Below are 25,914 nucleotides of genomic sequence, written 5' to 3'. Positions count from 1 at the left end.
TTGAACGAAGCCGCTAACGCGGCATTTGGCGGATCGGTTTGCGGGTGACGCTTCTGTTTTGAAGGATTGTGGCTGTTGAAGCGCAATCTCGAGAACAGGAGCACTGAGATGGTCGAGTTGAGCCCTCTTCGCCGGCGCATGATCGAGGACATGACGATCCGCAATTTGTCGCCGGCCACCCAGCGATCCTACGTGCACGCGGTGGCGAAGTTTTCGCGCTACTTTAGCCGCTCCCCTGACCGGCTTGGCCTTGAGGACGTGCGCGCCTTCCAGGTGCATCTGGTTTCAACGGGGATTTCGTGGCCGGCGCTGAACCAGACGGTGTGCGCACTGCGGTTCTTCTACGGCGTGACGTTGGGCCATGCCGAGATCCCGGAACGCATTGTCTACGCCCGCTTACCACGCACGCTGCCAGTGGTGTTGAGCGCCGACGAGGTGGTCAGGTTCCTGGAAGCGGTCCCGAGCCTGAAGACGCGCACGGCCCTGACCACAGCCTACGCTGCTGGACTTCGCGCCTCGGAGACCGTCGGCCTAAAGGTCGGCGACATCGACAGCGGGCGCGGCGTCATTCGGGTCGAGCACGGCAAGGGCGGCAAGGACCGCACCGTGATGCTGTCGGCGCAGCTTCTGCGCATCCTGCGGATTTACTGGCGGCTGGCGAAGCCGCAGGACTGGCTGTTTCCCGGGCGCGGCGCCGATCGCCCTATCGATGTACAGGTGTTGTATTCGGCCTGTCGCTCGGCGCGTGCGGCCGCCGGCATCGACAAGCGGGTGACGGTCCACACGCTCAGGCACTCTTTCGCCACGCATCTTCTGGAGAACGGCACCGACATCCGTATCATCCAGGTTCTGCTCGGCCACGACAACCTGTCGAGCACGGCGCGCTACACCAGGGTCTCGAATGGCCTCATCCGGCGCACGACGAGCCCGCTCGACCGGCTGAACGTCGAGGTCGTGCCGCCGGGCTGATCCGGTCCCGCCCATGCCGGCGAGACTGGAGGTGGCGGATATCTTCCGCCGCTATGGCGAGGCGTATCGACAGGCCCATGACGGCCATCTCGGGCGCGTCGAGCGCCGCACGATGAGTGCGATCGAGTTATGTCGGACCGCCGAACTGGGCGGTCATGTCGAGGGCTGCCGCTCCTGCGGGTCGATTCGCGTGGCCTACAATTCCTGCCGCAACCGGCATTGCCCCAAGTGCCAGGGCCAAGCCTGCCGGGACTGGCTCGCCGCGCGGCAGGACGAGCTGCTGCCGGTGCCCTACTTCCACGTGGTGTTCACGCTGCCGGCCGAGGTCGCCGCGATCGCCTTCCACAACAAGACGGCGCTCTACACGATCCTGTTCAAGGCGGCGGCCGAGACGCTGCGCACGATCGCCGCCGATCCCAGACATCTGGGCGCCGAGATCGGCCTCATCGCAGTGCTGCACAGCTGGGGCCAGACTCTCACCTACCATCCCCATCTGCATTGCATCGTGCCGGGCGGCGGCGTCTCGCCGGACTGCACACGCTGGATCTCGTGCAGGCCGGGATTCTTTTTACCCGTGCGCGTGCTGTCGCGCCTGTTTCGCCGCCGCTTCCTGGAGGAACTGCGAGTGGCCCATGATGCGGGCCGGCTGGGCTTCTTCGGCGATCTCGCCCACCTGGCAAAGCCCGACGCCTTCGCCCGCTTGCTCGATGAAGTCCGTCGCCTCGAATGGGTCGTCTACGCCAAGCCGCCCTTCGGCGGGCCGCAACAGGTGCTGGCCTATCTCGGCCGCTACACCCATCGTGTCGCCATCGCCAACTCCCGGCTGGTCAGCATGGCCGAAGATCGCGTCGCGTTCCGCTGGCGGGATTATCGTCATGGCGCCAGGACGAAGGTCATGGCGCTCGATGCCGATGAGTTCATCCGCCGCTTCCTCCTGCACACGCTGCCCGACGGCTTCCATCGCATCCGTCATTACGGCTTCCTCGCCAACGGTCATCGCGCCGCCAAGCTCGGCCTGTGCCACCGACTGCTGGCCAGCCAGCAGCAGAACAATCTCGAACCGAGTGCCGAAAGCGCCGCTGTCGCCGCCGAGCGCCTGGCGTTGACGCATCGCTGCCCATGCTGCGGAGGGGCGATGGTCACGCTCGCCACGTGGCGATGCGGGCAGCCGCCGCCGACCCCCTTCTGGAATGACACCTCATGATCACGCCGAGTGCGTCCACATCGTCTGGTTCGGCACCCGTCGCCATGCGCGCCGGCACCCAGACCTTTGTCCCACCGCACAAAGCCGCAAGCAGCCAGACCAGCGGCACAGGCCACTGCTACCTGTCTGACGGTTCACGCCATCACGGTTTTGCCTTCCGCCATGCTGTCCATCGCTGTGGTCGAACCGCGAACGCCGTTCATCAGCCTGGCAAAGACAATCCCCACCGCTCCGCAGGGCTACAATCCCCATAACGCCAGACCGACCCGCGGCTCCGTTCAATCCGGCTTGCAATGAGGTCCGACGTCGTGCCAAGCGGCTCCGTCGAGCCAACGGACCTCACAGAAGCCTCCAGATTCACCAAAGCTTGGCGATGTGATTCAAGCTTTTGATGGACCGATTCGTATTGACTGACGCCCAATGGGCGAAGATGGAGCCGCATTGTCTGGGTAAAGCCAGCGATCCCGGACGCAGTGGCAATGACAACCGACTGTTCATCGAGGCAGTTCTGTGGATTGCGCGCACGGGCAGCCCGTGGCGCGATCTGCCTGCCCATTTCGGGAACTGGAGCACAGCGTTTCGTCGTTTCAGCGACTGGCGCAAGGCCGATGTATTCGTGAAGCTCTTCGAAGCCTGCTCGGACGAGCCGGATATGGAATACGCCATGATCGACGCCACCATCGTCAAGGTCCACCGCCACGGACAGGGCGCAAAAGGGGGACTCAGAGCCAGGCCATAGGCCGCTCCAAAGGCGGCATGACCACCAAGATCCTCGCGCTGACCGATGCACTCGGCAACCTTGTGCGCTTCCATCTGATGCCGGGGCACCGCTTCGACACGGTCGGCGTCGAGCCGCTTCTGCAAGGCGTAGATTTCGGCGGGCTGATCGCCGACAAGGCCTTCGACAGTGATGCCATCGTTGCCGATCTCAACGAACGTGGCGCCAAGATCGTCATCTCCCAGCACCCGAGGCGCGCAAGGCCCTTGCCACTCGACCGCCAACTCTACACGTGGCGACACCTCATCGAGAACTTCTTTTGCAAGCTCAAGGAATTCAAGCGCATCGCCTTGCGTGCCGACAAAACCGACAAAAGCTTCGCGGCAATGATCTATCTCGCCGCCGCCGTCATTAACTCTCGATGAATCCCCACAAGCCTTAGGCCACGTTGGATTTCTTAAGCGCTCCGCACTATGTTTGCAGAACCATGACCGCAAATATCGCGCCGATCGTTCCCGCAGAGTTCCCGCAGCTCCAGGTACTCGCCTGGAGCCGAGACGCGTCGCGTCCGATCCCTGCGGAAGAAGCATTTGCGCTTTACGAACGCAATTGGCGTTTTGTTGATCAAAAAAGCCTTACTGCGCGTGAAAATCTGCTTATTAGGAAACTTGCTGACAAGTTCGGTCATGGCATCCTTTTGACCACCTCGTAAGGTTTCGCTTTCCTCTCTTCTTGAACGTCTTCCCGCAGCAAACAATCAAGGCCGGAAACACCGCGAGTTGAGATCATGAAGGCGTTTGGAAAACCGGAACACAGGATCATTGCCGAAGCTCTCGGGCTGATGGACCGCGAGTTCCTGGCGGCCACCCAGTGCTGGTTCGGCGGTGGCACCGCCATTGTCATGAAACTCGGCGAATACCGGCGGTCACTGGATCTGGATTTCCTCTGCGCCGACGCTGACGGGTATCGCGAACTGCGGACGCGGGCGTCAGAGCTTGGCGTCCGGGCCTTCTTCCCTGAATCCGTCGAAGGAGGCCGATCTCGACAAGGGATGAGGCCGATCGCTGGCGAAACTCAATCCCCGGCGACGAAGAACAGCCACTGGCCGGTGGGCGTGATGCCGACGCGGTAAAAGATGTAGGCGCCGAACTGCTTCATGTCGTCATAGTCGCTTGCCGTGACGAGCTTGAACAGCTCGACGCGTTGCCTGGGATCGAGCTTGTCGAGCGGCAGCGCGAAGAAATATGGCCAGACATAGAGTTCCTGCGGCGTGCCCGTGTCGACGTGGACATAACCGGCGCTGAGCACCTCTTCCAGTATGGCGAGGATCTCCTGGCCGTCGCTGTCGCCGGACAGGCCCTTGAGGAAAGTGATCGGATCGCCGTCGATGTCGCCAAGCGACAGCTGCGTCATGGAATCGCCCGAGCCGATCAGCGACCTCAGCTTCTCGATGTCGCCGCTTTTGCAGGCCTCGACGATCAGCCCATGCATCCGCTTGACCGGTTCCGGCAGCTTGTCGAGGTCGTAGACGACAGCGGGCGGCGGTGCGTCCGGATCGGCGCGCGGGCTGGTGACGCCGCCGCTGCCGGATGGCGCCTCAGGCTCGCTCTTGTTTTTTTCGTCGGCCGGCTGGCTGTTGCCGGAGGGTTTCGTGCCGAGCGGGTCCGGTATCGGCACGGTCGTGTCCGGCGGGGCCGTATCGTCATTGGCGGGTGGCGTGACCGGCGAAGGCAAATCCTGGCGCTGGATCTCGCTCAGCGCATGGGAAGGGGTGCTGGCGAGGCACAAGCCCACTGGAAGGACCAGGCAGAACGCGGCGATCCACATGCCTACGGTCCAGGCGTGCGGCCGGCCTGCCAACGAAAATCTCACCCCTTGCCTCTCCATGGTTCCCGGGCTCGCTCGGTCCGGACAGCGCTTGAGCTGTTAAGGCACCCAGGCATGATGCCCAAATGGCGCGTCGCCGTCAAAAGCCGCTGTTAGACAGCGGGCGGCCTAGTGCTTGAGCCGCTCCGGCTCGAAGGCGCCGGAGATTACCTTTTCGCGCATGCGGTCGAGCAGGGCCAGCGCCGAGGTCTCGCCATTGGCGCGCAGCATTTCGCCAAACGCGGTTTCGAGGGCGGCTTCGGCGATGATCTCGGGCTCGATGCCAGCCGACAATCCCTCAGCCCAAGCTTCGCTGTGGCTCTCCACGGCGGTCAGGCGCTTTTCTTCCCTGACCAACGCGTCGATGTCGCTGACACCATGTTCCATTGCGATGTCCACCTTTTTCAAGCGGCGATCCGGCGAGAGACCGGGCTTGACCTTCCAGTTCATTCGCAGCCCGAGATAAGTGCTTGTAAATACGACATTTTTGCGGTCGTAATCTACATTTCGAGCAAGGCTGCGCTCAATCCGTTCCGAAGCTTAGCCGATTAGACCGGCTTGCGGCATCAAAACCTTCAGTTTGAGTTAATTCCGCAATTGTGCGCTAACGTTTCATTAACATTGTTGCACAAGCGCAACACATCATTGCACCAAGGCGCAGCCGGACACAATAAGGCGCGTCACATTGGGGGCCAGTTCCCGGTGGATTATGCGCAAACCGGATTGGCCGCGATTGGCGCCGGCCTCAATTCCCGTAGCGGGAAGCGATGTCGCGCGACAGCGTCTCGCCTTCCTTCATGTAGCGGGCAATAGCCTCGGTCGCCGAGGGCGTGCATTGCGTATAGGTGCCGCTGAAGGAGCGGTAGCCGCGGTTGAAGGAGGCGATGAAGCGAGCGCGGCGGTCGGGATCGGGGTTTTCCGACTCGAGCAGCTTTTCCATCTCGACCCGCCACTGGTCGCCCTTCTCGCCGCACAGATTGCGCAGGAAATGCAGCGACCCCAGCACCTCGGCGAGCCGCATCAGCCCGGGCTCGAACGGCGCCTCCGCCGCAAGTGTCGGCCGCGCCGTGAGGGTCATGCTGAAGGCGAGGCACGCGGCGAGGAGAGGTGAGGCGCGGGTCATAGGCTTATGTGACCAAACAATTCGCCGCTCGCAAGACGATTTTGGGAGGCCGTCGTCCCTGGCCAGGATCTCTCCCTGTTGAGGTTGGCGCCGCCCCTCATTGCCCTGCCGGGCATTTCTCCCCGTATAATGACGGGGAGAAAGGGCTGGCCGCAGCCTGGGCGCCTTCTTGCAACGCTGGAGATTGGCGAAATCGGCGAAGAGAACGCCCCTCTCCCCGAGAGGATGCCGGTCCACCCTCCGCAGCTGCTGCGGAGGACGGGCAGGCAGGTGAGGGGCGGCGCAGGCGCCTGGAAGTCATGGCGTTGCGCTGTCGAAGCTACTTATGCGAATCGCCCAGCAGCTCTCTTGCGACCTCAAGCACCTCGTCCGCCAGCGGCATCTCCGCCATTTCCGCCAGCGTGTGGAAGGCGGCCGTCTCGGCATCGTCGCTGGCCTCGGGCTCGCCGCCAACATAGGCCGCTCCGAACACCGTCAGCAGATAGTCGACGGCGTGATTCTCGCCGCTGCCGTCGATATGGATGTCGCGCAGCGGGTGGTAGTCCCTGGCCTCGAGTCCGGTTTCCTCGGCCAGCTCGCGCGCCGCCGCCTGCGTTAGCGTCTCGCCAGGCTCGACCTTGCCGCCGGGATAGGCGTAGAGCCCTTGCGAGGGCGGCCGCGCGCGCTTGACCAAAAGTACCGTCTTGCCGCGCACGACGGCGACGGAGACGGCGGGGACGATCTTGCGCGGTTCCATGGAATGCCGAATGTTCCTGCAGCCTGTTGTGGACCGATTGGCCTGATCAAGCTTTAGCCGTTGCAGCGCGGGGGTTCCATCGCCACCTTTGGGAAAATTCCGATCGACGAGCCGAGTTCATGTGCGGACGCTTTGCCCTGACCGCCACGCCAGACCAGACCGCCGCCTTCCTCGGCCTTGCGGAGCTGGAGGAGTTTCCGGCCCGCTACAACATCGCCCCGGCACAGCCCGTGCTGATGGCTCTTGCCGGTCCGCAGCGCGCGTCGGGCTCCAACCTGCCGGACCACCAGGCGATACTGGTGCGCTGGGGCCTGATCCCGGCCTGGGTCAAGGACACGAAGGAATTTCCGCTGCTCTTCAACGCCCGTTCGGAAGGGGTGCTGGAAAAGGCTTCGTTCAAGACCGCGATGCGCCATCGCCGCGCGTTGGTGCCGGCCTCCGGCTTCTATGAATGGCAGCAGTCGGGCAGCGAAAAGGGCCAGCCTTACTGGATCCGGCCGAAGCGGGGCGGGGTGATCGCCTTCGCCGGCCTTATCGAAACCTATGCCGAGCCGGGCGGCTCCGAGATGGATACGGGCGCGATTCTGACGACGCAGGCCAATGCCGGCATCGCCCATATCCACGACCGTATGCCGGTGGTGATCGAGGAGCGCGACTTCGCCCGCTGGCTGGATTGCCGCACGCAGGAGCCGCGCGACGTACTCGACCTCTTGAAGCCCGCCGAACCCGATTTCTTCGAGGCAATTGCGGTTTCCGACCTTGTCAACAAGGTCGCCAACACCGGGCCGGAGATTCAGGAGCGGGGCGTCGTCGGCGAGCGGCCCGAGAAGGTCAGGCGCCAGAAACCCGGCGCGGACGAAAACCAGATGACCCTGTTCTAGAGAGGCTTGCTCTTGGCGTCTGCCTCAGTTCCGGGGCGCGCATTGGCGTCGCCCTCATTGCCGGCGCCCCATCATCGGGGACCGCGCCGGTCGTGCCTTTTTCAGGCGGCGCGCGGCGAAACGATCTTCTGCGCCGGCTTCTTCTTCTTCGCGGTGTGAAGAAGGGCTGCGACGATGGCTGCCGGGCCGATCGCGCGGTAGTGCTTGGTGAGCGGCTGTTGCGCCGGTCGGCTCTGTTCCTGCTTGCTTCGAGGCATTGTTCTCTTCCCTGGTAGTATTTTCGTGTCCGCGTTTGATGGTCGATTCGGACCAAATCGTGACGCCTGGGCGGTCTAGCCCGCGAATGTTTCATCACTGTGCCGACATGTTTAATAAAATGTTTCGGCCCGTCTTTACCTGTGATCCAACGACATGTTTCCGGAACAGAGCGACTTGACGGCAACACCGGCGGGCGCGATAAAGCCGCCCATGAAAACGTCTTTCGCCATTTGTGGCATTTGCATTATTGGCTAGCTTCGCGCTGGTCCGGACGTTTTCGCCTTATCTTTCCCCAGATTGGACAAACGCCCCGGCCAGCAGGCTGGAGCCCGATTTGCGCCTTCGGCGCAGACCTGGTTTCAGCGAACCCAAATCAAGGACCGGGACCGCATGTCTGACGCATCGAAGGGCCTCAGCCTCTACAACACGCTAACGCGGGCGAAGGAGCGTTTCGTTCCGATCGATCCGAAAAATGTGCGCATGTATGTCTGCGGCCCGACCGTCTACGACTTTGCCCATATCGGCAATGCGCGGCCGGCGATCGTCTTCGACGTGCTGTTCCGTTTGCTGCGCCAACTCTATGGCCAGGAGCACGTCACGTATGTGCGCAACATCACTGACGTCGACGACAAGATCAACGCCAGGGCGCTCCGCGATTTCGGCAACGAGATCGCGGCCGGAAAGCTCTCGCTGAACGATGCCATCCGCAAGGTCACCGAAAAGACCGCCGACCAGTACCACAAGGACGTCAAGGCGCTCGGGTGCCTGGAGCCGACCTTCGAGCCGCGCGCCACCGAATTCGTCGCGCCCCGCGCGGACGGCAAGGCCGACATGCTGTCGCTGATCGCGCAGCTGATCGCGCGCGGCCATGCCTATGTCGCCGGCGGCGAGGTGCTGTTCGACACCGCCTCGATGCCGGACTATGGCGAACTGTCGAAGCGCAATCTCGACGAGCAGCAGGCAGGCGCCCGCATCGCCGTCGATGAGCATAAGAAGAACCCCGGCGACTTCGTGCTGTGGAAATTGTCCACGCCGGAAGAGCCGGGCTGGGAAAGTCCTTGGGGCAGGGGCCGCCCGGGCTGGCACATCGAGTGCTCGGCAATGTCGGCCGCCTATCTCGGCGAGGTCTTCGACATCCATGGCGGCGGCCTCGACCTGATCTTCCCGCACCACGAGAACGAGATTGCCCAGTCCCGCTGCGCCCACGGCACCAAGGTCATGGCCAATGTGTGGATGCACAACGGCTTCCTGCAGGTCGAGGGCCAGAAGATGTCGAAAAGCCTCGGCAATTTCTATTCGATCCACGAATTGCTGGAGACGAAAACCTTCGGCGGCCGCAACTGGCCGGGCGAGGTGCTGCGGCTGGCGATGCTGATGACGCATTACCGCGAGCCGATCGACTTCTCCGTGCGCAAGCTGGAGGAGGCGGAAAACACGCTGCGCAAATGGAAGCGCGCCGCGGACCTTGCGCCTACGGCGGCAAAGGAACTGCCGGCCGAAATGGTGGAAGCGCTGTCCGACGACCTCGCCACCTACGCCGCCTTCCAGCGGCTGACGCAGCTTGCCGGCGAGGCGGGTGAATACGGCGGCTCCGGTGAGAATACCGCCGCCGCTTCGCTGAAGGCTGCACTGGCCTTCCTGGGTTTCGATGTCGGTGCCGCTAAGGTGGATGAAGAAGCGATCGCCAAGGCGATCGCCGATCGTCTGGAATTCATCGCCGCCAAGAATTGGGCCGAAGGCGACCGCATCCGTGACGAACTATTGACGCAAGGCGTGCAGCTCAAGGATGGCAAGGATCCAGTCACAGGCCAGCGCGTGACGACGTGGGAGATCAGGCGGTGAGGATGGCGCTAGGCACCCCCCTCTGCCCTGCCGGGCACCTCCCCCTCAAGGGGGGAGATTGGCTGTCACCGCCGCCTTCGCCAATCGCCGACGTTGAAGGGTGGGCGCCGTCGCTGAAGCTGCTGATCTCCCCCCTAGAGGGGGAGATGTCCGGCAGGACAGAGGGGGGCGCTTCGCGATGACGCATTATCCCGTGTCTCCCAACAATCGCGGCAATGCGCGCAAGATGCGCAAGCAAATGACAGACGCCGAACTGAAGCTTTGGAACGAGCTACGCGCACACCGCCTCATGGGGTTGGCATTTCGACGTCAAATGCCAATAGCTGGCTACATCGTCGACTTTGCTTGTCCCGCCAAGAAGCTGATCGTTGAGGTGGATGGCTCCCAGCATGCTTCGCCTGAGGTCTCGGCTTCCGACACTGCACGAACCGCGAAGCTTGAAGCGCTTGGCTGGATCATCCTGCGCTTCTGGAACGACGACGTGATCCGCGATATCGACAATGTCTGCCAGCACATCGTCATCGCGGCCGGCCTGGCCGGCGCCGATGTGCCGGACCAAGCAACGCAGGAACTCGTTCCATGATCGACCATCTCGGCATCACCGTTTCAGATTTCGATGCGTCCAAGGCCTTCTACGACAAGGCGATGGCGCCGCTGGGCGCTTCGCTGCTCTATATGGTGCCGCAGGAATATACCGGCGGCGCCAAGGTGGGCGGTTATGGCCGCGACCGGCCGGTGTTCTGGGTGAGTGCGGGCAAGGAGAAGCCGAAGGACCGCCAGCATGTCGCGTTCACCGCGCGCAGCCGCGCCGAGGTCGACGCTTTCCATGCCGCGGCGCTTGCCGCCGGCGGCAAGGACAATGGCGGGCCGGGACTGCGCCCGCACTATCACCCGAACTACTACGGCGCCTTCGTCTTCGATCCCGACGGCAACAATGTCGAGGCGGTCTGCCATGATCCGGAGTGAGCCCATGAAACGGAGTGAGCGATGAGTCTCGACAACCGGCCGGTCTATACGGGCGGCTGCCAGTGCGGCGCGGTTCGTTTCCGCGTCGAAGGTACGCTGGGCGACGCATCGGTCTGCCATTGCCGCATGTGCCAGAAGGCGAGCGGCAATTTCTATCTGCCGCTGGTTTCGGTTCGCGGCGCCAGGCTCGACTGGACGCGCGGCGAGCCGAAGCGCTTCCGTTCCTCGAGTGCGGCATGGCGCGGCTTCTGCGCCGAATGCGGCACACCGCTGACTTTCGAGGCGCCCGACGGCATGGCGCTGGCGATCGCCGCCTTCGACGATCCAACCGGGATTGCACCGACCATCCAGTGGGGCGTCGAGGCGAAGCTTCCCTATGTCGACGGCATCCCGAAACTGCCGTCCGAGGAGACGATGGGCGATGTCTCGTCAGCGCCCTATCTCGCCGAGCTCGTCTCCTATCAGCATCCCGACCACGACACCGACCAATGGCCGCCGGAGGAAAGATCATGACCGACCAAGTTCGAACAGGCGGCTGCCAGTGCGGCGCCGTGCGCTTCCGCATCAAGGGCAAGCTTGGGCGCCCGTCCATCTGCCATTGCCGCATGTGCCAGAAACAGTTCGGCAATTTCTTCGGCGCGCTGGTGACGGTGCCGAAGGACGGCGTCGAATGGACCCATGAGGAGCCGAGCTATTTCCAGTCCTCGGTCAACATCGATCGCGGCTTCTGCCGCCGCTGCGGCACGCCGCTGACCTACCGCCAGCCGGGCGCGCTGGAGATCGCCATCGGCGCCTTCGACGACCGCTCGGACCTCGCGCCGCAGATCCAGGTCAACTACGCGGTGCGGCTGCCCTGGGTGGAGAAGATCTTCGAGGCGCCGATCCTCGACGACCCCGACTTCTATCGACGGCAGGAGCAGATCATCTCCTTCCAGCATCCCGATCACGAGACGGCCAACTGGCCGCAGCAGGGCCTGAAACTATGACGATCCACAGCGGTTCCTTGCGCACGCTCTATCCAGAGATCGAGCCGTTCGACTCGGGCATGCTCGATGTCGGCGACGGCCACACCGTCTATTGGGAGCGCTGCGGCACCAAGGGCGCCAAGCCCGCCGTGTTCCTGCATGGCGGTCCGGGCGGCACGATTTCGCCGAAACACCGGAGGCTGTTCGACCCGAAACTTTACGACGTCACCCTGTTCGACCAGCGCGGCTGCGGAAAGTCGACGCCCAACGCCTCGCTCGAAGCCAACACCACCTGGCATCTCGTCGCCGACATCGAGCGTTTGCGCGAGATGGCGGGCTTCGACAAATGGCTGGTGTTCGGCGGCTCCTGGGGTTCGACGCTGGCGCTCGCCTATTCCGAGACGCATCCCGAGCGCGTCAGCGAGCTGGTCGTGCGCGGCATCTATACGCTGACGCGCGCCGAGCTCGAATGGTATTATCAGTTCGGCGTCTCGGAGATGTTCCCCGACAAATGGGAACGCTTCCTGGCGCCGATCCCCGAGGCCGAGCGCGGCGACATGATGGCGGCCTACCGCAAGCGGCTGGTCGGCTCTGATCGCAAGGCCCAGGTCGAGGCGGCACTTGCCTGGAGCCTCTGGGAAGGCGAGACGATCACGCTGCTGCCGGAGCCTGAGACCAGCACGCCGTTCGGCCAGGACGACTATGCGGTGGCTTTCGCCCGTATCGAGAACCATTACTTCGTCCATGCCGGCTGGCTGGAGGAGGGACAGCTGCTGCGCGATGCCTGGAAGCTGAAGGATATCCCCGGCACCATCGTCCATGGCCGCTACGACATGCCATGCCCGGCGAAATATGCCTGGGCGCTGCACAAGGCCTGGCCGAAGGCGGATTTCCACCTGATCGAGGGCGCCGGCCATGCCTATTCGGAGCCGGGGATCTTGGACCGGCTGATCCGGGCGACGGATGGGTTTGCGGGGAAAATCTAGTCGATGTACGGCGTTCCGTCCCACCCCCCTCTGGCCTGCCGGCCATCTCCCCCGCAAGGGGGGAGATTGGATGTCGCCTTCGCTTTCGCAAATCGCCGACGCTGTAGGACAAGCGCCGTCGGCAAAGCTGCCGATCTCCCCCCTTGCGGGGGAGATGTCCGGCAGGCCAGAGGGGGGTGCTCAAGCGCCTTGCCATCATGAAAAAGCAAAGACTTTTCCTCTTCGACACCACGCTCCGCGACGGCCAGCAGACGCCGGGCATCGACTTTTCCGTCGAGGACAAGATCGCCATCGCCAAGCTGCTCGACGAGTTCGGCATCGACTATGTCGAGGGTGGCTATCCCGGCGCCAATCCGACCGACACCGCCTTCTTCCAGAAGAAGCGAACGGAAAGCGCGAAATTCGTCGCCTTCGGCATGACCAAGCGGGCAGGGGTCTCGGCCTCCAACGATCCGGGGCTGGCGGCGCTCGTGCAATCGAAGTCGGACGCCATCTGCTTCGTCGCCAAGAGCTGGGACTATCATGTGCGCGTGGCGCTCGGCTGCACCAACGAGGAGAACCTGGACTCGATAAAAGTCTCGGTCGAGACGGCGGTCGCGTCCGGCAAGGAGGCGATGGTCGACTGCGAGCATTTCTTCGACGGCTTCAAGGCCAATCCGGACTACGCGCTGGCCTGTGCCAAGACCGCCTATGATGCAGGCGCGCGCTGGGTGGTGCTGTGCGACACCAATGGCGGCACGCAGCCTTCGGAGGTGCGCGCCATCATCGAAAAGGTGATCGCCAGCGGCATTCCGGGCGATCACCTCGGCATCCACGCCCATGACGACACCGGCCAGGCGGTGGCGAATTCACTCGCCGCCGTCGAGGCCGGGGTGCGCCAGATCCAGGGCACGCTGAACGGCATCGGCGAGCGCTGCGGCAACGCCAACCTGATCTCGATCATCCCCACGCTTTCGCTGAAGCCGGCCTTCGCCGACCGTTTCGAGACCGGCATCTCGGCCGAAGCGCTGACCGGAATATCCAGGCTTTCCCGCGCCTTCGACGAACTCTTGAACCGCGCGCCGGAAGCGCAGGCGCCCTATGTCGGCTCCTCCGCCTTCGCCACCAAGGCCGGCATCCATGCTTCGGCTTTAGCCAAGGAGCCGGCGACCTATGAGCACGTGCCACCGGAATCGGTCGGCAACCGCCGCCGCGTCATGGTCTCCGACCAGGGCGGCAAGGCGAATTTCCTTGCCGAGCTGAAGCGGCGCGGCATCGAGGTGCCGAAGGACGACCACCGGCTCGACGCGCTGATCGCAGTGGTCAAGGAGCGCGAGGCGGAAGGTTATGCCTATGAGGGCGCCGACGCGTCCTTCGAGCTGCTTGCACGCAAGATGCTGCACGGCCTGCCGGAGTTCTTCACCGTCACGTCGTTCCGCTGCATGGTCGAGCGCCGCTTCGACGCCAACGGCAATCTGAAGACGGTCTCCGAGGCGATCGTGAAGGTCGAGGTCGACGGCGAGGAGAAGATGTCGGTGGCCGAAGGCCACGGCCCGGTCAACGCGCTCGACATCGCGCTGCGCAAGGACCTCGGCAAATACCAGAGCGAGATCGTCGACCTCGAGCTCGCCGACTTCAAGGTTCGTATCCTCAATGGCGGCACCGAGGCCATCACCCGCGTTCTGGTCGAATCGCACGATTCCACCGGCGCCCGCTGGTGGACGGTCGGCGTCTCGGAAAACATCATCGACGCCTCCTTCCAGGCGCTGATGGATTCGATCATCTACAAGCTGATGAAGAACCGCGAGATGGCTGGGCTGGTGGCGGCGGAGTAGGGGCTGAAAAATAGCTCTGAGGCCGAGGGACAGCACCCCCCTCTGTCCTGCCGGACATCTCCCCCGCAAGGGGGGAGATTGGCAGTTCCGCCCGCTGCGCTCCTTCCTGCAACGTTGGTGATTGGCGAAAGCCGAAGAGACATCTGATCTCCCCCCTTGCGGGGGAGATGGCCGGCAGGCCAGAGGGGGGTGGGAAGGAACGAGGCGTTTGTGGCCTGGGATTCCGCGCCGCCCCCCTTGAACCATCAGCGGAAGTCCATTGATCCATCATAATTTTGCGATGGTCATCAGCATGCAGCTGGGCGATAGCGTTGGGCCATGGTCACCGCAACAGCCGAACTCGATCAAGACGCCAGGGCCCGCCGCGGCTTTCTTTTGGCGCTGGGCGCCTATTTCCTGTGGGGGCTCCTGCCCTTTTACATGAAGGCGGTCGCGCATCTGCCGCTCGCCGAGGTGATCGCCAACCGCGTCGTCTGGTCGGTGCCGATAGCAGCCTGTGTGCTGGTCTGGGCCGGCCGCACCGCCGATTTCAAGGCGGCGATCCGCTCGCCGAGGAGCATCAGCATGGCGGCGCTCACGGCGGTGCTGATCTCGATCAACTGGGGCATCTATGTCTGGGCGATCGCGGTCGACCGCACCGTCGAGACCGCGCTCGGCTACTACATCAACCCGCTGGTCAACGTCGTGGTTGGTGCGCTGCTGCTCGGCGAGCGGCTCGACCGGCTGCAGATCGCGGCGGTGGCGCTGGCCGCGATCGCTGTGGCGGTGCTGACCGTCGAGGCCGGCAAATTGCCCTGGGTGTCGCTGGCGCTCGCCTTCTCCTTCGCCGCCTACGGCTTCTTCCGCAAGACGCTGCCGATCGGCCCGAGCCAGGGCTTCCTGCTCGAGGTGCTTTTGCTCTCGGTGCCGGCGCTCTGCTATATCGGCTACCTGATCGCCACCGGGCAGGACCATCTCATCTCCAGCAGCGCCACGGACACCGCGCTGCTGATCGGCTGCGGCCCGATTACGGCGGTGCCGCTGCTGCTCTTCGCCTTCGGCGCCAGGCTGCTTCGTCTCTCCACCATCGGCATCATGCAATATATCGCGCCGACCATGGTGTTCCTGATCGCCGTGCTGATCTTCGACGAGCCCTTCGGCACCATCCAGGCCATCGCCTTCGCGCTGATCTGGACGGCGCTTGCGATGTATTCATGGTCGATGTTCAAGGGCCGCGAGGTCCGGGCGACAGCTCCGGCGACACGGTAGAGATCACCCTCAAACCCGTCCCAGCCGTCGCACGATCATGTAAACGATGCCGGCGATGACGATGGATATCGCGGTCACCACCCAGAAACCCATCGGCGTGTCGACCAGCGGCAACCCGCCGACATTCATGCCGAACAGGCCGGAGATGATGGTCATCGGCAACAGCACCGCCGTCATGACGGAGAGGATGTAGAGCAACTGGTTCGACCGCTCGGTGAGCTTTGCCATCAGCTCGTCCTGTAGGAGCCGCGTGCGTGCCTGCAATTGCTCGCCGTCGTGATGCAGCGTATGCGCCCGGTGCGAGAGCCTGGCCGCCATGTCGTTGATCGCATCCGGCAGCTCGTTGCGATGCGAATGGTCGAGATGGCGAAAGAGGTTGGTGAGCGTCGCCATCTGCCGGTGGATGATCACAAGCTGCCGGCGCGCGTCGACCAGCGCCTGTCGCTCGCTGTGCCAGGCGTCGACGACGATGCGGTCCTCGATGCCGTCCAGCGTGTCGCCCATCTTGTCGAGCTCGCCCGCCATGCCGTCGAGGGATTGGCCCATCACCGCCTCGATCAGCTCGGCGGGCGAGCGGAATTTGCGCGCTCCGCTCTCGACCATCTTGCGGATCTTGTCGACCGATTCCAGCGGTTGCTTGCGCGCGCCGACCAGCATCGTGTCGTTGAAGGCGAAGCGGAAATGGGTGAGCCCGCGCGCCTCCGCAAAATCATGCCTGAGGTCCGGCAGATCGCCATAGAGGAAGTCGTCCTCGAAGTCGATGTGGCAGCCATGGCTGGGCGACAGGAAGGCCTCGCGCACCGACGCCGGCAAGGCCTGCTCGGCGGCGATCTCGTGGCGGGCGCGCATGTCGGTGATCTGGTAGCTGCGCCACGTCCAGCGCGCCTCGGCGGGATCCTTGGTGCGCAGGCCCTCGGCGGTGAAATGATAGACGAAGAACAGCCCGTGCTCGTCGGGCAAATAGGGCGAGAGGTCGGTGCCTTCGTTGGGGACAGCGATGTTCATGGCGGCTTCGCCGGCTCTTGATGCGGTCGGGTCGCGGGGGGCGGCCGAGCTGCGTTTCTAGCATGCGCGACCCTGCATTCGTGTGACAGTTCGGTGACTGCGGGCGTGACCCAGCCCTCGACAGTCCTTCCGCGGCGAGATTGCGCGCTTCTCAAAAATTCTTCGTCCATCCGGGAATAAAGCCCGAGCCTTCCGGGTCTTGCTGTGTAGCGGGGCGAACCTTCGGGCCGGACGTCGCCAGCCCCGGAGGAATGCTCACTTCCAGGAAACCACCGCCAACCGCAGTCACCAGAGGAGACTTCTGATGTTCAACATGACACGCCGCATGGTGCTCGGATCCGCCGCCGCTGCGGCCGCCTTCGGCATTGCCGGCAAGCTGGAATTCGCGCCTGCCGCTAACGCCGAAACCCCGGTCGAGCCGCTGGTCGGCTTCTACAAATACAAGGTGGGCTCGCTCGAGGTCACCGCGGTCTATGACGGCATTTGGCGCAAGCCGCACGACCCGGCCTTCATCAAGGACGTCTCGGTCGACGACACCAAGGCGGCGCTCGCCAAGGCGGGGCTGACCACCGACTTCATGCCGATCCCGCTCACCGTCGTCGTTCTGCGGATGAACGGCCGCACCATCATGATGGATGCCGGCTCCGGCGTCGGCCAATGGCAGGCCAACGCCACGCATCTGCCGGCCAACATGAAAGCCGCCGGCATCGACTACAGGGCGATCGACACCATCATGATCTCGCATTTCCACCCCGACCATGTCTGGGGCCTGATGGAGAAGGGCACCAACGCGCCGGTGTTCCCGAATGCCGAGCTGATCGTCAACGCCACCGAATACAATTGGTGGACCGACCCCAGCCGGCTCGTCAAGCTGCCGGAAGGCCGCAAGCCGGCAGGCAAGCGCATCGCCGAGAATTTCCCGAAATGGAAGAACTGGAAGCTGGTCGAGGACGGCACGGAAGTCGTGCCCGGCATCCGCATCATGGCGGCGCCCGGCCACACGCCCGGCCATTCCGTCTACCATGTCGATGCCGGCTCCGAGCAGTTCCTGGTTTCAGCCGACACCATGTATGTGCCGGCGCTGCTCGCACCGCATCCCGAATGGCAGGGCGCTTACGACCAGGACGGGCCGATGGCGATCGCCACGCGCCACAAGCTCATTGACCAGGTGATTGCCGACAATGTCCGCATCTGCGGCTCGCACTTCCCGTTCCCGGGCACCGGCAGCTTCGTCAAGGACGGCAACGCCTACGCCTTCACCCCAACCCAGATCTGAATCGGATCCTGAACAGAAAGAGCCAACTCCCATGAAACATGCACTTTTCGCGGTTCTCGGCGGCATTGCGGTGCTGACCGCGGCCCCGATCGCCATCGCCGTGCCGGCCTATGCCGTGGACGACATCGAAGGCGCCGACGCGCCGGACCTGACGGCCGTAAAGGCCAAGATCGACGCCAAGGACTATCGAAGCGCGCTGGCCGAGCTGCGCGACCTTGCGCAGGACACCCAGCAGGCCGACGTCTACAACCTGCTCGGCTTCACGCTGCGCAAGACCGGCGACTACCAGACCTCGCTGACCTACTACACCAAGGCGCTGGAGCTTAAGCCCGACCACAAGGCGGCGCACGAATATCTGGGCGAGCTCTATGTCGAGACCGGCGACATGGCCAAGGCCAACGAGCAGCTCGCCTCGCTGCAAAAACTCTGCCCGGCGGGCTGCGAGGAGCTCTCCGACCTTAAACAGGCTATCGACACCAAGGCGACGAAGTAAGGCTTTTGGGCGCCGTTCCTTGCCCGGACGAGTGCCGCGAAGTGGCCGCCGACGAAGGAATTCGAGAAGTGCAGACATCGCCAATGCATGCGCCGCCCCTCATCCGCCTGCCGGCACCTTCTCCCCGTATGGTGACGGGGAGAAGGTGGCTGGCCGCGACCTTGGCGCCTTTCCTGCCACGTTTGCGATTGGCGAAACCGTCGGCGAGAGCGCCCCTCTCCCCGTCACTATACGGGGAGAGGATGCCGGCAGGCAGGTGAGGGGCGGCGCGGCGCTCGGGGAAAGTCGCCTTGCCCTTGTGAAGATACACATCGGGCAGGTGTTTCGGAGCATACCGACACAACCTTATCGGAGCTGACCATGTCACCGACCGAACTCACCGAGAAGCTTCACGCCAGGGACGTGATCCTGCTTGCCGGCCGCCTGCTCCTATCCCTGATCTTCGTGCATGAAGGATTGCATCTTGCGGCCCATTTCGAGGGCGCTCAGAAGGCGATGGCCGTGCTCGGCGTCGGCACGCCGCTGCTTCTTGCCACCATCGCGCTGCAGCTCGGCGCCGGCCTGTCGGTCGCGCTCGGCGTCCTGGCGCGCCTCGGCGCGATCGGGCTCGGCCTGTTCTGCCTGATGACGGCCAGCCTCTTCCACACCAACTTCGCCAGCCAGAACGAGCTCTTGCATTTCGAGAAGGACTTGGCGATCGCCGGCGGCATGTTCATCCTGGCGCTCGCCGGCCCCGGCGGATTGTCGGTGGATAGGGTGCTGGCTGGATACGTGAAAAGCCTGCCGGTTTGACCGGCGCCCTCACAACACGCTCGTGATCCCGCCATCCACCAGCAGCGTCTGTCCCGTCACGAAGCTGGCGGCGTCGGAGGCGAGGAACACGGCGGCGCCCGCGAGTTCCTCGACATCGCCCCAGCGCCGCATCGGCGTGCGGCCGGTGAGCCAGCCGGAGAACGTCTCGTCGGCGACGAGGGCGGCATTGAGCTCGGTCTTGAAATAGCCGGGCGCGATCGCGTTGACGCGCACGCCGTGCTGGCCCCATTCGCCGGCCATCGACTTGGTCAGCATGGTGATTGCCCCCTTGCTCGCCGCGTAGGGCGCGATCGAGGGGCGGGCAAGCACGCTCTGCACCGAGGAGACATTGATGATCGACCCCTTGCGTCGCGCGATCATGCCTTTCACCACGGCCCGGCTCACCTTGAACACGCCGTCGAGATTGGTCGCCATCAGTGCGTCCCAGTCGGCGTCGCTGAAACTTTCCAGCGGCGCGCGGCGCTGGATGCCGGCATTGTTGACCAGGATATCGATCGGGCCGGCACCGGCTTCCGTGGCCGCAATGGCGCTATCGACCGACTGCGTGTCGGTCACGTCGATCACCGCCTCCGCCACCGTGTGGCCGTCGCCGCGTAGGCGGTCGCCGGCGGCTTTCAACTCCTCCGCCTTGCGGCCGCCGATCGTGACGCGCGCGCCGGCGCCGGCAAGCGCCTCGGCGAAGGCAAGCCCCAGCCCGCGGCTGGCGCCGGTTATGAAGGCATGTCTGCCCTCGAGGCCGAACAGGCGGCCGAGATAGTCAGTCGAATGCAATTTGCACCTTCATCGATTGCGATTTGTCGCTCGCCAGCTCGAAGGCTTTCCTGGCCTCGGCGAGCGGCAGCGTGTTGCTGAGCAGGGGCGCGACGTCGATGCGGCCCGAGCCGATCAAATCGACGGCCAGAGCGAATTCCGTGTCGAAGCGGAAGCTGCCCTTCAACGCGATTTCCTTGGTGACGATCATCGAAACCGAAAGCTCCGTGGTCGCGCCTTGCCCGACGGTGACCAGCGTGCCGCGCGGCTTGATGAAGTGCAAGGCGCTCGCCACCGTGGCGCCCTGGCCGGCGGCCTCGAAGATGACGTCGAAATAGCCCTTGCCAGCGGCGTAGACATTCATCCCGTCGGCGTGCCTGGCGACATTGATGGTGCGGTCGGCTCCGGCCTTCGCCGCATAGTCGAGAGGCTTGTCCTGGACGTCGGTGACGACGATCTCGCGCGCGCCGGCGAAGCGCGCGGCAAGCACCAAAAGCGTGCCGATCGGGCCGGCGCCTATGATCAGCACCCGGCTGCCATAGACTGGCGCCTGGGCCACCGCATGCAGCGTCACCGCAAGCGGCTCGGCGAAGGCGCCGGCGGAAGGGTTGGAGCCCTTCGTGAGTGGCACGGCATTTTCGGCGCGGCAGATCAGATGCTCGGCAAAGCCGCCTTGCACATGCGGCGTGCGCATCGCCGAGCCCAGGAAACGCATGTCGAGGCAGTGGATCGGCTGGCCGGCGCGGCAGAAGGCGCAGGCTCCGCAAGAGTTGGCGGGATTGACCGCGACAGCCGTGCCGACGGCCGGGCCCGAAACGCCGGCGCCCAGCGCCTCGACCCGACCGGCGATCTCGTGGCCGAGGATCATCGGCTCCTTCATGCGCACGGTGCCGAATCCGCCATGGCGGAAATAGTGCAGGTCCGAGCCGCAGATGCCGCCGCGCTCGATACGCACCAGCACTTCGCCGGCACCGGGCGAGGGGGTGGCGCGCTCCTCGACATGGAGATCGAGCGGCTGACGCAGCACCACGACGCGCATCGAGGCTGTTGGCGACAAACCGGCTCTCCGCTGCTTCGCCCGAATTTTCGCTGCCACAGCTAGCAGGAAAGCCGGGCAGGCTTCAACCACATTTATCTGACAAATCAGATGATATGGACAGCATAACCCCGCTGAGCTATCAACCCTGACCGTTTCAACGCTGGCGTGCGGATTCATGGGCCGGGACTTGGCAGGCAATCAAACCTCGTCGGTGACCGATGAGATAACCAACATTCTCGGCCGCGAGATTCTCGGCGGGCTCTTTCCACCCGGCGCCACGCTGCTTGGCGAGGAGGAGGTCTGCGTCCGCTTCGGGGCCAGCCGAAGCGCAGCGCGTGAGGCGGTGAAGATCCTGTCGGCCAAGGGCCTGCTGCTCACAAGGCCGCGCCGCGGATCGCGCATCCGGCCGATGAAGGACTGGAATTTCTTGGACCCGTCGGTGCTGGGCTGGCTGCGCGAGAGCGCTACGCCGCGCCATTTCATCATCGAACTGCTGGAAGTGCGCCTCGCCTTCGAGTGCGAGGCGGCGGCCCTGGCCGCGAGCCGGAATGACACCAACGAGATCGCCGCCATCCGCGAGGCCTTCGAGGCGATGCGGGCGGCGTCCTCCGGCCAGGGCGATCCGGTGTCGTCGGACGCCGCCTTCCACGAGGCGGTGCTGGCGGCCACCGGCAACCGCTTCTTCCTGCCGCTATCGGCATTGATCCACACGGCGCTGCAATACAGCGTGCCGACCACCAATGCGCTCTTCGGTCACCCGGTGGGCGATCTCCACGCTCATGGAAAGGTGCTGAGGGCGATCGAGGCGGGCGATGCCGCCATGGCGCGCCAAGCCATGCACGAAATGCTGAGCGAGGTGCTGGCCCGAGTCCGCAGCGCGGTGGAATTGACGGGCGCGTCCTAGTCGTGCGGGGCGTTCGCTCCGAGCGCCAGGAAGGGTTGTCCGCGTAGCAATCCACAAGGCGAGCATCCAGCGCTTCCGGCCGATCATGATGCGACCTTCGCGGCCCTGCTCGGCGCGCTGCCACTGGCGCTCGAGACCGGCACCGGGCGGAACTGCGCCAGCCGCTCGGCGTCGCGATCGTCGGCGGCCTCATCGTCTCGCAGTTGCTTACGTGCTCGCCCGCCCTCTGCCGGAGCGCCACATCGATGCGTCGCGGGGTGGCATTTTCCGTCGCATTTTCGGTCGATCGTAGGTGCTGCCGGGGGAGCGGCAGCACCGATCTGCGCCCCGGTCTCAGCGCTTCGGACCGAAGCCAGGATAGGGGTTGAGCGGCACGATCGCCGCGATGTCCATCATGCCGGCCTCGATCAGCGGCAGCGTGGCGAGATGGCCGCGCACCTCCTTCTCGTCCGCCGCCTCGAACATCATGCCGCTGCCGGGGATGTCGCCGCGGTTCCAGATCTGGCGCACGGCGCCTTGCGCATAGAGGGTCTTGCGCTGCTCGGACTCGGGTGGCAGCAGCGGCGCGAAATCGGCGTCGCTGAACTTCTGGGTGTTGCGGGTGAGAAGGGCAAAGAACTGCATGGCGGTCTCCTTTGTGGCCTGTTGATGCGGGAGGTATCGCGCCATATGGTCAGACTGTCCAAGACTGATTAGGATAAAGTTCAGATCTAGAAGGACTTGAGCTATCGGAGCAACAAATGCTCGACCTGCGCCAAATAAGGTATTTCGTCGCCGTCGCCGAGGCCGGCAATGTCGGCCGCGCCGCCGAGCAGCTGCACATCTCGCAGTCACCTTTGAGCCGCCAAATCATGCAGCTCGAGGAGCAGCTCGGCGTGGCGCTGTTCGAGCGCGCCAGGCAGCGTGTCCATCTCAACGCCGAGGGCAGGGCGTTCCTCGCCGAAGCGCGTGCGCTGCTTGCCAACGCCGCCCGGCTGGAAGAGCTCGGCCGCAACCTTGCCAGCGGCGCCGCCGGCAGCCTCGCCATCGGCTATGTCGAAGGCGCGGTGCATGCCGGGCTGGTCGCCGACATGCTGCGCGAATTCCGCCGCGAGCGGCCGGATTTCCATCTACAATTGAAGAGCCGCCGCACGGCGGCGCAATTCGAGGATCTGCGAAGCCGAGCGCTCGACCTTGGCTTCGTCTATGCCCCGGCGCCGAAGGGCGACCCGGATATCGAGAGCATGCTGGTGCGTCGCGAGCCGCTGGTTCTGGCGATACCCGAGGGCGATCCGCTTGCCGGTGTCGCCGACATCCGGCCCGGCCATCTCGACGGCCGCGTCTGGATCACCGTCGTGCGCCAGCCGGACGACACCAACCGCGCCCAGTTCCTGGCGGCCTGCATCGAGGCCGGCTTCGTACCCGAGATCGCCTATGAGACGGCCGACCCGTTGACCTCGCTCGGCCTGGTCAGCGCCGGCCTTGGCCTCGCCACCGTGCAGGAAAGCCTGCGCGACGCGGCGCCAGCCGGCATCGTCTTCCGCGACCTGCCCTGGTTCAAGCGCAGCGTTGAGATCCATCTCGCCTGGCGGCGGAATGACCGGAGGGCGGTGGTTGCGGATTTGAGGAGGGCATTAAGCAGTAGGCAGTAGGGCTGTGTCTCTATTGCCCACTGCCCAATCCTACTGCCTACATCTTGTCTATCACCGCCTGCACGCCTTCCGTCGGCGCGTCGACCGACGAACCCGCCACCATGATGGCGGCGACGATGGCCTCAGGGTCGTTGACCACCAGCGGCTTCACCCGATGCGCGGTGTGGATGAAGCCTTCCTCCGCCATGTGCTCGATCAGCGAAAGCATCGGGTCCCAGAAGCCTTTGACATTGGCGAAGACGATCGGCTTGCGGTGGTGGCCGAGCTGCGCCCAGGTCATGATTTCGACAATCTCCTCGACCGTGCCGATGCCGCCCGGCAGCGCCACAAAGGCGTCGGATTTTTCGAACATCCTATGCTTGCGCTCGTGCATGTTGTCGGTGATCAAAAGCTCGTCGAGCTTGTCGAGAGCGGTTTCCGTCGCCTCCCTGTTGATCAGGAAGCGCGGGATGATGCCGGTCACCTTGCCGCCGGCTTTCAGCGCCCCGTCGGCGACGGCGCCCATGATCCCCTTGGTGCCGCCGCCATAGATCAGGCGCAGGCCGGATTTCGCCAGCGAGCGGCCGAGCAGGTGGCCGGCCTTGACATAAGCCTCGTCGCGGCCCGGAGACGAACCGCAATAGACGCAGACGGATCGAATCGTGTTCATGGCGATGATTGGTGATGGGGACGGTCGGCGTGGTCAAGCCCATGGAGGGGCTTTTTCTTGTAGCACTTGATAAAACACGCTAGACCGGCGTTAGGTGGCTAAGGGGGCAGAAAAGATTATGGCTATCAGTGCTTCAAAGGCGTTTTTGTTCGCGGCGGGCGGCCTTGCCGTCGTCGCGGCGGTCGCCTACGGGTCGGGCGCGCTCGGCCCTTACATCAACGACCAGAAACCGGCAGACGTCGCGGCACTTCCGCAGGCGGGCACGAAGCCGGCTGAATCCAACAGCACCTCCACCGAGGCGCGCCTGCCGCAGACGCAGGCTCCGGCCAGCACCGACAATACGATGGCTCCGGCCAACAAGATGGCACCCGCCAACAACGCGATGGCGCCGGCGGACAACACGACGGCTCCGGCGGCATCCGCACCGGCCGCTCAGGCGCCCGCTGCCGGTCCGACATTGCCGACCTTCGATGTCGTGCGCGTCGAAGGCAATGGCTCGATCGTCGTCGCCGGCAGTGCCGCGCCCAATGCCAGGGTCGAGATCCTGAACGGTGGGGCGGTGCTCGGCTCGACCGATGCCGGCCCCGACGGCGCCTTCGCTATCGTGCTCGACGACCCGCTGAAGCCGGGCGACTACACGATCACGCTGCGCGCCACCGCCGGCGGCGTTGCCGTCGCCTCGGCGCAGACCGCCGTCGTCTCGGTGCCGCAGAGCCCGACCGGCCAGGTGCTGGCGATGGTCGAGGAGCCGGGCAAGCCGTCCGAGCTGCTCACCGTTCCGCAGCCGCAAGCCAAGCCCGCAGCGCCTGCCGCCACGGATCAGACTGCCGCTCAGGCGCCAGCCGCGTCGGCGCCGGCCGCGACTGCCCCAGCCGCTGCCGATCAGGCTTCCGCCCCCGCAACGCCGGCGCCCGCCGCCGGCGAACCTAAGATCGCCGTCGAGGCGGTCGAGATCGACGGCAGCAAGATTTTCGTCGCCGGCACGGCCGATCCCGGCCGCAAGGTGCGCGCCTATGCCGACGATATGCTGCTCGGAGAAGCGCAGACCTCGCCCGACGGGCATTTCCTGATCGAAGCCAAGCGCGACATCCCGGTCGGCAGCTACACCATCCATGTCGATGGCCTTGCCGACGACGGCGCGAAGGTCGTCGCCCGCGCGGCCGTGCCGTTCGAGCGTGAGCCCGGCGAGTCGATTGCGGCCGTTGCGCCGAACGAGGCCAAGCCCGGCGAGGCGAAACCCGCTGAGGCCAAGCCTGCGGCCGAGGCGCCGGCATCCGCCGCAACGAAACCCGCCACGACCGCCCCGGCCGCCGAGGCTCCGGCCAAGGCCGCGGAAGCGACGCCGTCAGCCGGCGTTGCCGAAACCGTGGCACCGAAGCTCGAGCATGCCGACGGTTCCGTCATCATCCGCCGCAACGACACGCTCTGGCGCATCTCGCGCCGCGTCTACGGCCATGGCACTCGCTTCTCGACCATCTATCTCGCCAACCAGGACCAGATCCGCGACCCCGACCGCATCTGGCCCGGCCAGGTCTTCAAGGTGCCCGGCAAGTCGAAGGAAGGCGAGCCGGCCGACATGAAGGCGATGGGCGACCAGATGACCACGCCGCCGAAGACGGAGTAGGGAGCGCCGGCGCACGAGCGCGTAATCTCCCCCCTCGAGGGGGAGATGGCCGGCGACCAGAGGGGCTCCTCGCGCGTCGAGCGCCGGCATCCCCTGCGACGACCTCGGCGATCTATGTGAGACGACCCCCTCTGTCGCCTTCGGCGACATCTCC

Annotated in this window: 30 protein-coding genes and 1 pseudogene; 21 read left to right on the top strand and 10 right to left on the bottom strand. The window is 64.7% G+C overall.

Annotation, left to right across the window (positions count from 1 at the left end):
* Positions 1–108: 108 nt before the first annotated feature.
* The 5 genes from EJ070_RS31980 (at position 109) to EJ070_RS31960 (ending at position 4,023) form a co-directional block, all read left to right on the top strand.
* Positions 109–969 carry a site-specific integrase gene (locus tag EJ070_RS31980; protein ID WP_126095991.1) on the top strand — a complete coding sequence of 287 codons (861 nt, stop codon included), beginning with the start codon at positions 109–111 and terminating at the stop codon, positions 967–969.
* Positions 970–982: 13 nt separating this feature from the next.
* Positions 983–2,173 (top strand): IS91 family transposase, encoded by a 1,191-nt coding sequence (locus tag EJ070_RS31975; protein WP_126094914.1) that lies wholly within the window; start codon positions 983–985, stop codon positions 2,171–2,173.
* A 391-nt stretch (positions 2,174–2,564) separates the two neighbouring features.
* A protein-coding gene (locus EJ070_RS31970; protein WP_126094673.1) for an IS5 family transposase occupies positions 2,565–3,316 on the top strand; the annotation gives its coding sequence in 2 pieces (ribosomal slippage) (positions 2,565–2,895 and positions 2,895–3,316; 753 coding nt in all).
* Positions 3,317–3,378: 62 nt separating this feature from the next.
* Positions 3,379–3,603 (top strand): hypothetical protein, encoded by a 225-nt coding sequence (locus EJ070_RS31965; RefSeq protein WP_126094913.1) that lies wholly within the window; start codon positions 3,379–3,381, stop codon positions 3,601–3,603.
* Positions 3,604–3,678: 75 nt separating this feature from the next.
* Entirely contained in the window at positions 3,679–4,023 is a 345-nt protein-coding gene (locus EJ070_RS31960) for a nucleotidyl transferase AbiEii/AbiGii toxin family protein (RefSeq protein WP_245464743.1), read from the top strand.
* Here the strand turns inward: EJ070_RS31960 and EJ070_RS31955 are convergent.
* The 4 genes from EJ070_RS31955 to EJ070_RS31940 form a co-directional block, all read right to left on the bottom strand.
* The gene (locus EJ070_RS31955) at positions 3,966–4,718 is read right to left on the bottom strand and encodes a hypothetical protein (protein ID WP_245464742.1); all 753 of its coding nucleotides are present in this window, start codon (positions 4,716–4,718) and stop codon (positions 3,966–3,968) included. The genes EJ070_RS31960 and EJ070_RS31955 overlap by 58 nt on opposite strands.
* Before the next feature lie 168 nt (positions 4,719–4,886).
* A complete protein-coding gene (locus EJ070_RS31950; RefSeq protein WP_040972051.1) occupies positions 4,887–5,144 on the bottom strand; it encodes a hypothetical protein in 258 nt (85 codons plus the stop codon).
* Between the two features lie 358 nt (positions 5,145–5,502).
* On the bottom strand, positions 5,503–5,880 hold the full coding sequence (locus tag EJ070_RS31945) for a TIGR02301 family protein (RefSeq protein WP_126094911.1): 378 nt from the start codon (positions 5,878–5,880) through the stop codon (positions 5,503–5,505).
* A gap of 319 nt (positions 5,881–6,199) precedes the next feature.
* Positions 6,200–6,616 carry an NUDIX hydrolase gene (locus EJ070_RS31940; protein ID WP_126094910.1) on the bottom strand — a complete coding sequence of 139 codons (417 nt, stop codon included), beginning with the start codon at positions 6,614–6,616 and terminating at the stop codon, positions 6,200–6,202.
* 119 nt (positions 6,617–6,735) lie between these two features.
* Here EJ070_RS31940 and EJ070_RS31935 point away from each other — a divergent pair, with 119 nt between their 5' ends.
* On the top strand, positions 6,736–7,497 hold the full coding sequence (locus EJ070_RS31935) for an SOS response-associated peptidase (RefSeq protein WP_126094909.1): 762 nt from the start codon (positions 6,736–6,738) through the stop codon (positions 7,495–7,497).
* A gap of 101 nt (positions 7,498–7,598) precedes the next feature.
* Here EJ070_RS31935 and EJ070_RS31930 read toward each other — a convergent pair whose 3' ends face one another.
* Entirely contained in the window at positions 7,599–7,754 is a 156-nt protein-coding gene (locus EJ070_RS31930) for a hypothetical protein (protein ID WP_126094908.1), read from the bottom strand.
* 391 nt (positions 7,755–8,145) lie between these two features.
* Between EJ070_RS31930 and cysS the strand changes: the two genes are divergently transcribed.
* From cysS to rarD, 8 genes are all read left to right on the top strand, one after another.
* Complete coding sequence (cysS, locus tag EJ070_RS31925; protein ID WP_126094907.1) at positions 8,146–9,597, top strand: cysteine--tRNA ligase; 1,452 nt, start codon at positions 8,146–8,148, stop codon at positions 9,595–9,597.
* 178 nt (positions 9,598–9,775) lie between these two features.
* On the top strand, positions 9,776–10,180 hold the full coding sequence (locus tag EJ070_RS31915) for a DUF559 domain-containing protein (protein WP_126094905.1): 405 nt from the start codon (positions 9,776–9,778) through the stop codon (positions 10,178–10,180).
* Positions 10,177–10,563, top strand: coding sequence for a VOC family protein (locus tag EJ070_RS31910; protein ID WP_126094904.1), 387 nt, complete (start codon positions 10,177–10,179; stop codon positions 10,561–10,563). The genes EJ070_RS31915 and EJ070_RS31910 overlap by 4 nt, the downstream gene beginning before the upstream one ends.
* 21 nt (positions 10,564–10,584) lie before the next feature.
* On the top strand, positions 10,585–11,076 hold the full coding sequence (locus EJ070_RS31905; protein WP_126094903.1) for a GFA family protein: 492 nt from the start codon (positions 10,585–10,587) through the stop codon (positions 11,074–11,076).
* Positions 11,073–11,549, top strand: a complete 477-nt coding sequence (locus EJ070_RS31900) for a GFA family protein (protein ID WP_126094902.1) — start codon at positions 11,073–11,075, stop codon at positions 11,547–11,549. The genes EJ070_RS31905 and EJ070_RS31900 overlap by 4 nt, the downstream gene beginning before the upstream one ends.
* The gene (gene pip / locus EJ070_RS31895) at positions 11,546–12,514 is read left to right on the top strand and encodes a prolyl aminopeptidase (RefSeq protein WP_126094901.1); all 969 of its coding nucleotides are present in this window, start codon (positions 11,546–11,548) and stop codon (positions 12,512–12,514) included. Before EJ070_RS31900 ends, pip begins: the two co-directional genes overlap by 4 nt.
* Before the next feature lie 197 nt (positions 12,515–12,711).
* The gene (cimA, locus tag EJ070_RS31885; RefSeq protein WP_126094900.1) at positions 12,712–14,328 is read left to right on the top strand and encodes a citramalate synthase; all 1,617 of its coding nucleotides are present in this window, start codon (positions 12,712–12,714) and stop codon (positions 14,326–14,328) included.
* A gap of 318 nt (positions 14,329–14,646) precedes the next feature.
* The gene (rarD, locus tag EJ070_RS31875; protein WP_126094899.1) at positions 14,647–15,576 is read left to right on the top strand and encodes an EamA family transporter RarD; all 930 of its coding nucleotides are present in this window, start codon (positions 14,647–14,649) and stop codon (positions 15,574–15,576) included.
* Positions 15,577–15,585: 9 nt separating this feature from the next.
* Here the strand turns inward: rarD and EJ070_RS31870 are convergent, their stop codons facing one another.
* Positions 15,586–16,581, bottom strand: coding sequence for a transporter (locus tag EJ070_RS31870; RefSeq protein ID WP_126094898.1), 996 nt, complete (start codon positions 16,579–16,581; stop codon positions 15,586–15,588).
* A gap of 304 nt (positions 16,582–16,885) precedes the next feature.
* Here EJ070_RS31870 and EJ070_RS31865 point away from each other — a divergent pair, with 304 nt between their 5' ends.
* The 3 genes from EJ070_RS31865 (at position 16,886) to EJ070_RS31850 (ending at position 19,142) form a co-directional block, all read left to right on the top strand.
* The gene (locus EJ070_RS31865) at positions 16,886–17,857 is read left to right on the top strand and encodes an MBL fold metallo-hydrolase (protein ID WP_126094897.1); all 972 of its coding nucleotides are present in this window, start codon (positions 16,886–16,888) and stop codon (positions 17,855–17,857) included.
* A gap of 31 nt (positions 17,858–17,888) precedes the next feature.
* Positions 17,889–18,350, top strand: a complete 462-nt coding sequence (locus EJ070_RS31860) for a tetratricopeptide repeat protein (RefSeq protein WP_126094896.1) — start codon at positions 17,889–17,891, stop codon at positions 18,348–18,350.
* A 360-nt stretch (positions 18,351–18,710) separates the two neighbouring features.
* Entirely contained in the window at positions 18,711–19,142 is a 432-nt protein-coding gene (locus EJ070_RS31850; RefSeq protein ID WP_126094895.1) for a DoxX family protein, read from the top strand.
* 9 nt (positions 19,143–19,151) lie between these two features.
* Here EJ070_RS31850 and EJ070_RS31845 read toward each other — a convergent pair whose 3' ends face one another.
* Positions 19,152–19,934 carry a glucose 1-dehydrogenase gene (locus tag EJ070_RS31845; RefSeq protein ID WP_126094894.1) on the bottom strand — a complete coding sequence of 261 codons (783 nt, stop codon included), beginning with the start codon at positions 19,932–19,934 and terminating at the stop codon, positions 19,152–19,154.
* Complete coding sequence (locus EJ070_RS31840) at positions 19,921–20,952, bottom strand: L-idonate 5-dehydrogenase (protein WP_126095990.1); 1,032 nt, start codon at positions 20,950–20,952, stop codon at positions 19,921–19,923. The genes EJ070_RS31845 and EJ070_RS31840 overlap by 14 nt, the downstream gene beginning before the upstream one ends.
* Before the next feature lie 187 nt (positions 20,953–21,139).
* Between EJ070_RS31840 and EJ070_RS31835 the strand changes: the two genes are divergently transcribed.
* Together EJ070_RS31835 and EJ070_RS37285 are read left to right on the top strand one after the other, a co-directional pair.
* Positions 21,140–21,856 carry a FadR/GntR family transcriptional regulator gene (locus EJ070_RS31835; protein ID WP_189350188.1) on the top strand — a complete coding sequence of 239 codons (717 nt, stop codon included), beginning with the start codon at positions 21,140–21,142 and terminating at the stop codon, positions 21,854–21,856.
* A gap of 46 nt (positions 21,857–21,902) precedes the next feature.
* Positions 21,903–22,068, top strand: a pseudogene (locus EJ070_RS37285) (efflux RND transporter permease subunit); the annotation flags it as partial.
* 121 nt (positions 22,069–22,189) lie between these two features.
* On the opposite strand, the gene EJ070_RS31830 reads toward EJ070_RS37285, so the two are convergent.
* The gene (locus EJ070_RS31830; protein WP_126094892.1) at positions 22,190–22,480 is read right to left on the bottom strand and encodes a muconolactone Delta-isomerase family protein; all 291 of its coding nucleotides are present in this window, start codon (positions 22,478–22,480) and stop codon (positions 22,190–22,192) included.
* Positions 22,481–22,596: 116 nt separating this feature from the next.
* Here EJ070_RS31830 and EJ070_RS31825 point away from each other — a divergent pair, with 116 nt between their 5' ends.
* Positions 22,597–23,487, top strand: a complete 891-nt coding sequence (locus tag EJ070_RS31825) for a LysR family transcriptional regulator (protein WP_126094891.1) — start codon at positions 22,597–22,599, stop codon at positions 23,485–23,487.
* 37 nt (positions 23,488–23,524) lie between these two features.
* On the opposite strand, the gene EJ070_RS31820 is transcribed toward EJ070_RS31825, so the two are convergent.
* Entirely contained in the window at positions 23,525–24,136 is a 612-nt protein-coding gene (locus tag EJ070_RS31820; RefSeq protein WP_126094890.1) for a TIGR00730 family Rossman fold protein, read from the bottom strand.
* 118 nt (positions 24,137–24,254) lie between these two features.
* Between EJ070_RS31820 and EJ070_RS31815 the strand changes: the two genes are divergently transcribed.
* Positions 24,255–25,760, top strand: a complete 1,506-nt coding sequence (locus EJ070_RS31815; RefSeq protein WP_126094889.1) for a LysM peptidoglycan-binding domain-containing protein — start codon at positions 24,255–24,257, stop codon at positions 25,758–25,760.
* The last annotated feature ends 154 nt before the right edge of the window (positions 25,761–25,914 follow it).

This window comes from Mesorhizobium sp. M1E.F.Ca.ET.045.02.1.1 (genome assembly GCF_003952485.1).
In the GTDB taxonomy this organism is placed as follows: domain Bacteria; phylum Pseudomonadota; class Alphaproteobacteria; order Rhizobiales; family Rhizobiaceae; genus Mesorhizobium.
Note: the sequence above shows the minus strand (reverse complement) of the source record. Positions and strands in the feature narration are given on the sequence as shown.

What these genes read in the sequence shown, in the direction of transcription:
- pip (WP_126094901.1), top strand. Translation starts at nt 11,546, where the DNA reads ATGACGATCCACAGCGGTTCCTTGCGCACGCTCTATCCAGAGATCGAG.
- EJ070_RS31945 (WP_126094911.1), bottom strand. Translation starts at nt 5,880, where the DNA reads ATGACCCGCGCCTCACCTCTCCTCGCCGCGTGCCTCGCCTTCAGCATG.
- EJ070_RS31850 (WP_126094895.1), top strand. Translation starts at nt 18,711, where the DNA reads ATGTCACCGACCGAACTCACCGAGAAGCTTCACGCCAGGGACGTGATC.
- EJ070_RS31915 (WP_126094905.1), top strand. Translation starts at nt 9,776, where the DNA reads ATGACGCATTATCCCGTGTCTCCCAACAATCGCGGCAATGCGCGCAAG.
- EJ070_RS31935 (WP_126094909.1), top strand. Translation starts at nt 6,736, where the DNA reads ATGTGCGGACGCTTTGCCCTGACCGCCACGCCAGACCAGACCGCCGCC.
- cysS (WP_126094907.1), top strand. Translation starts at nt 8,146, where the DNA reads ATGTCTGACGCATCGAAGGGCCTCAGCCTCTACAACACGCTAACGCGG.
- rarD (WP_126094899.1), top strand. Translation starts at nt 14,647, where the DNA reads ATGGTCACCGCAACAGCCGAACTCGATCAAGACGCCAGGGCCCGCCGC.
- EJ070_RS31960 (WP_245464743.1), top strand. Translation starts at nt 3,679, where the DNA reads ATGAAGGCGTTTGGAAAACCGGAACACAGGATCATTGCCGAAGCTCTC.
- cimA (WP_126094900.1), top strand. Translation starts at nt 12,712, where the DNA reads ATGAAAAAGCAAAGACTTTTCCTCTTCGACACCACGCTCCGCGACGGC.
- EJ070_RS31975 (WP_126094914.1), top strand. Translation starts at nt 983, where the DNA reads ATGCCGGCGAGACTGGAGGTGGCGGATATCTTCCGCCGCTATGGCGAG.
- EJ070_RS31865 (WP_126094897.1), top strand. Translation starts at nt 16,886, where the DNA reads ATGTTCAACATGACACGCCGCATGGTGCTCGGATCCGCCGCCGCTGCG.
- EJ070_RS31815 (WP_126094889.1), top strand. Translation starts at nt 24,255, where the DNA reads ATGGCTATCAGTGCTTCAAAGGCGTTTTTGTTCGCGGCGGGCGGCCTT.
- EJ070_RS31825 (WP_126094891.1), top strand. Translation starts at nt 22,597, where the DNA reads ATGCTCGACCTGCGCCAAATAAGGTATTTCGTCGCCGTCGCCGAGGCC.
- EJ070_RS31930 (WP_126094908.1), bottom strand. Translation starts at nt 7,754, where the DNA reads ATGCCTCGAAGCAAGCAGGAACAGAGCCGACCGGCGCAACAGCCGCTC.
- EJ070_RS31980 (WP_126095991.1), top strand. Translation starts at nt 109, where the DNA reads ATGGTCGAGTTGAGCCCTCTTCGCCGGCGCATGATCGAGGACATGACG.
- EJ070_RS31955 (WP_245464742.1), bottom strand. Translation starts at nt 4,718, where the DNA reads ATGTGGATCGCCGCGTTCTGCCTGGTCCTTCCAGTGGGCTTGTGCCTC.
- EJ070_RS31910 (WP_126094904.1), top strand. Translation starts at nt 10,177, where the DNA reads ATGATCGACCATCTCGGCATCACCGTTTCAGATTTCGATGCGTCCAAG.
- EJ070_RS31870 (WP_126094898.1), bottom strand. Translation starts at nt 16,581, where the DNA reads ATGAACATCGCTGTCCCCAACGAAGGCACCGACCTCTCGCCCTATTTG.
- EJ070_RS31860 (WP_126094896.1), top strand. Translation starts at nt 17,889, where the DNA reads ATGAAACATGCACTTTTCGCGGTTCTCGGCGGCATTGCGGTGCTGACC.
- EJ070_RS31900 (WP_126094902.1), top strand. Translation starts at nt 11,073, where the DNA reads ATGACCGACCAAGTTCGAACAGGCGGCTGCCAGTGCGGCGCCGTGCGC.
- EJ070_RS31820 (WP_126094890.1), bottom strand. Translation starts at nt 24,136, where the DNA reads ATGAACACGATTCGATCCGTCTGCGTCTATTGCGGTTCGTCTCCGGGC.
- EJ070_RS31905 (WP_126094903.1), top strand. Translation starts at nt 10,585, where the DNA reads ATGAGTCTCGACAACCGGCCGGTCTATACGGGCGGCTGCCAGTGCGGC.
- EJ070_RS31965 (WP_126094913.1), top strand. Translation starts at nt 3,379, where the DNA reads ATGACCGCAAATATCGCGCCGATCGTTCCCGCAGAGTTCCCGCAGCTC.
- EJ070_RS31950 (WP_040972051.1), bottom strand. Translation starts at nt 5,144, where the DNA reads ATGGAACATGGTGTCAGCGACATCGACGCGTTGGTCAGGGAAGAAAAG.
- EJ070_RS31830 (WP_126094892.1), bottom strand. Translation starts at nt 22,480, where the DNA reads ATGCAGTTCTTTGCCCTTCTCACCCGCAACACCCAGAAGTTCAGCGAC.
- EJ070_RS31940 (WP_126094910.1), bottom strand. Translation starts at nt 6,616, where the DNA reads ATGGAACCGCGCAAGATCGTCCCCGCCGTCTCCGTCGCCGTCGTGCGC.
- EJ070_RS31840 (WP_126095990.1), bottom strand. Translation starts at nt 20,952, where the DNA reads ATGCGCGTCGTGGTGCTGCGTCAGCCGCTCGATCTCCATGTCGAGGAG.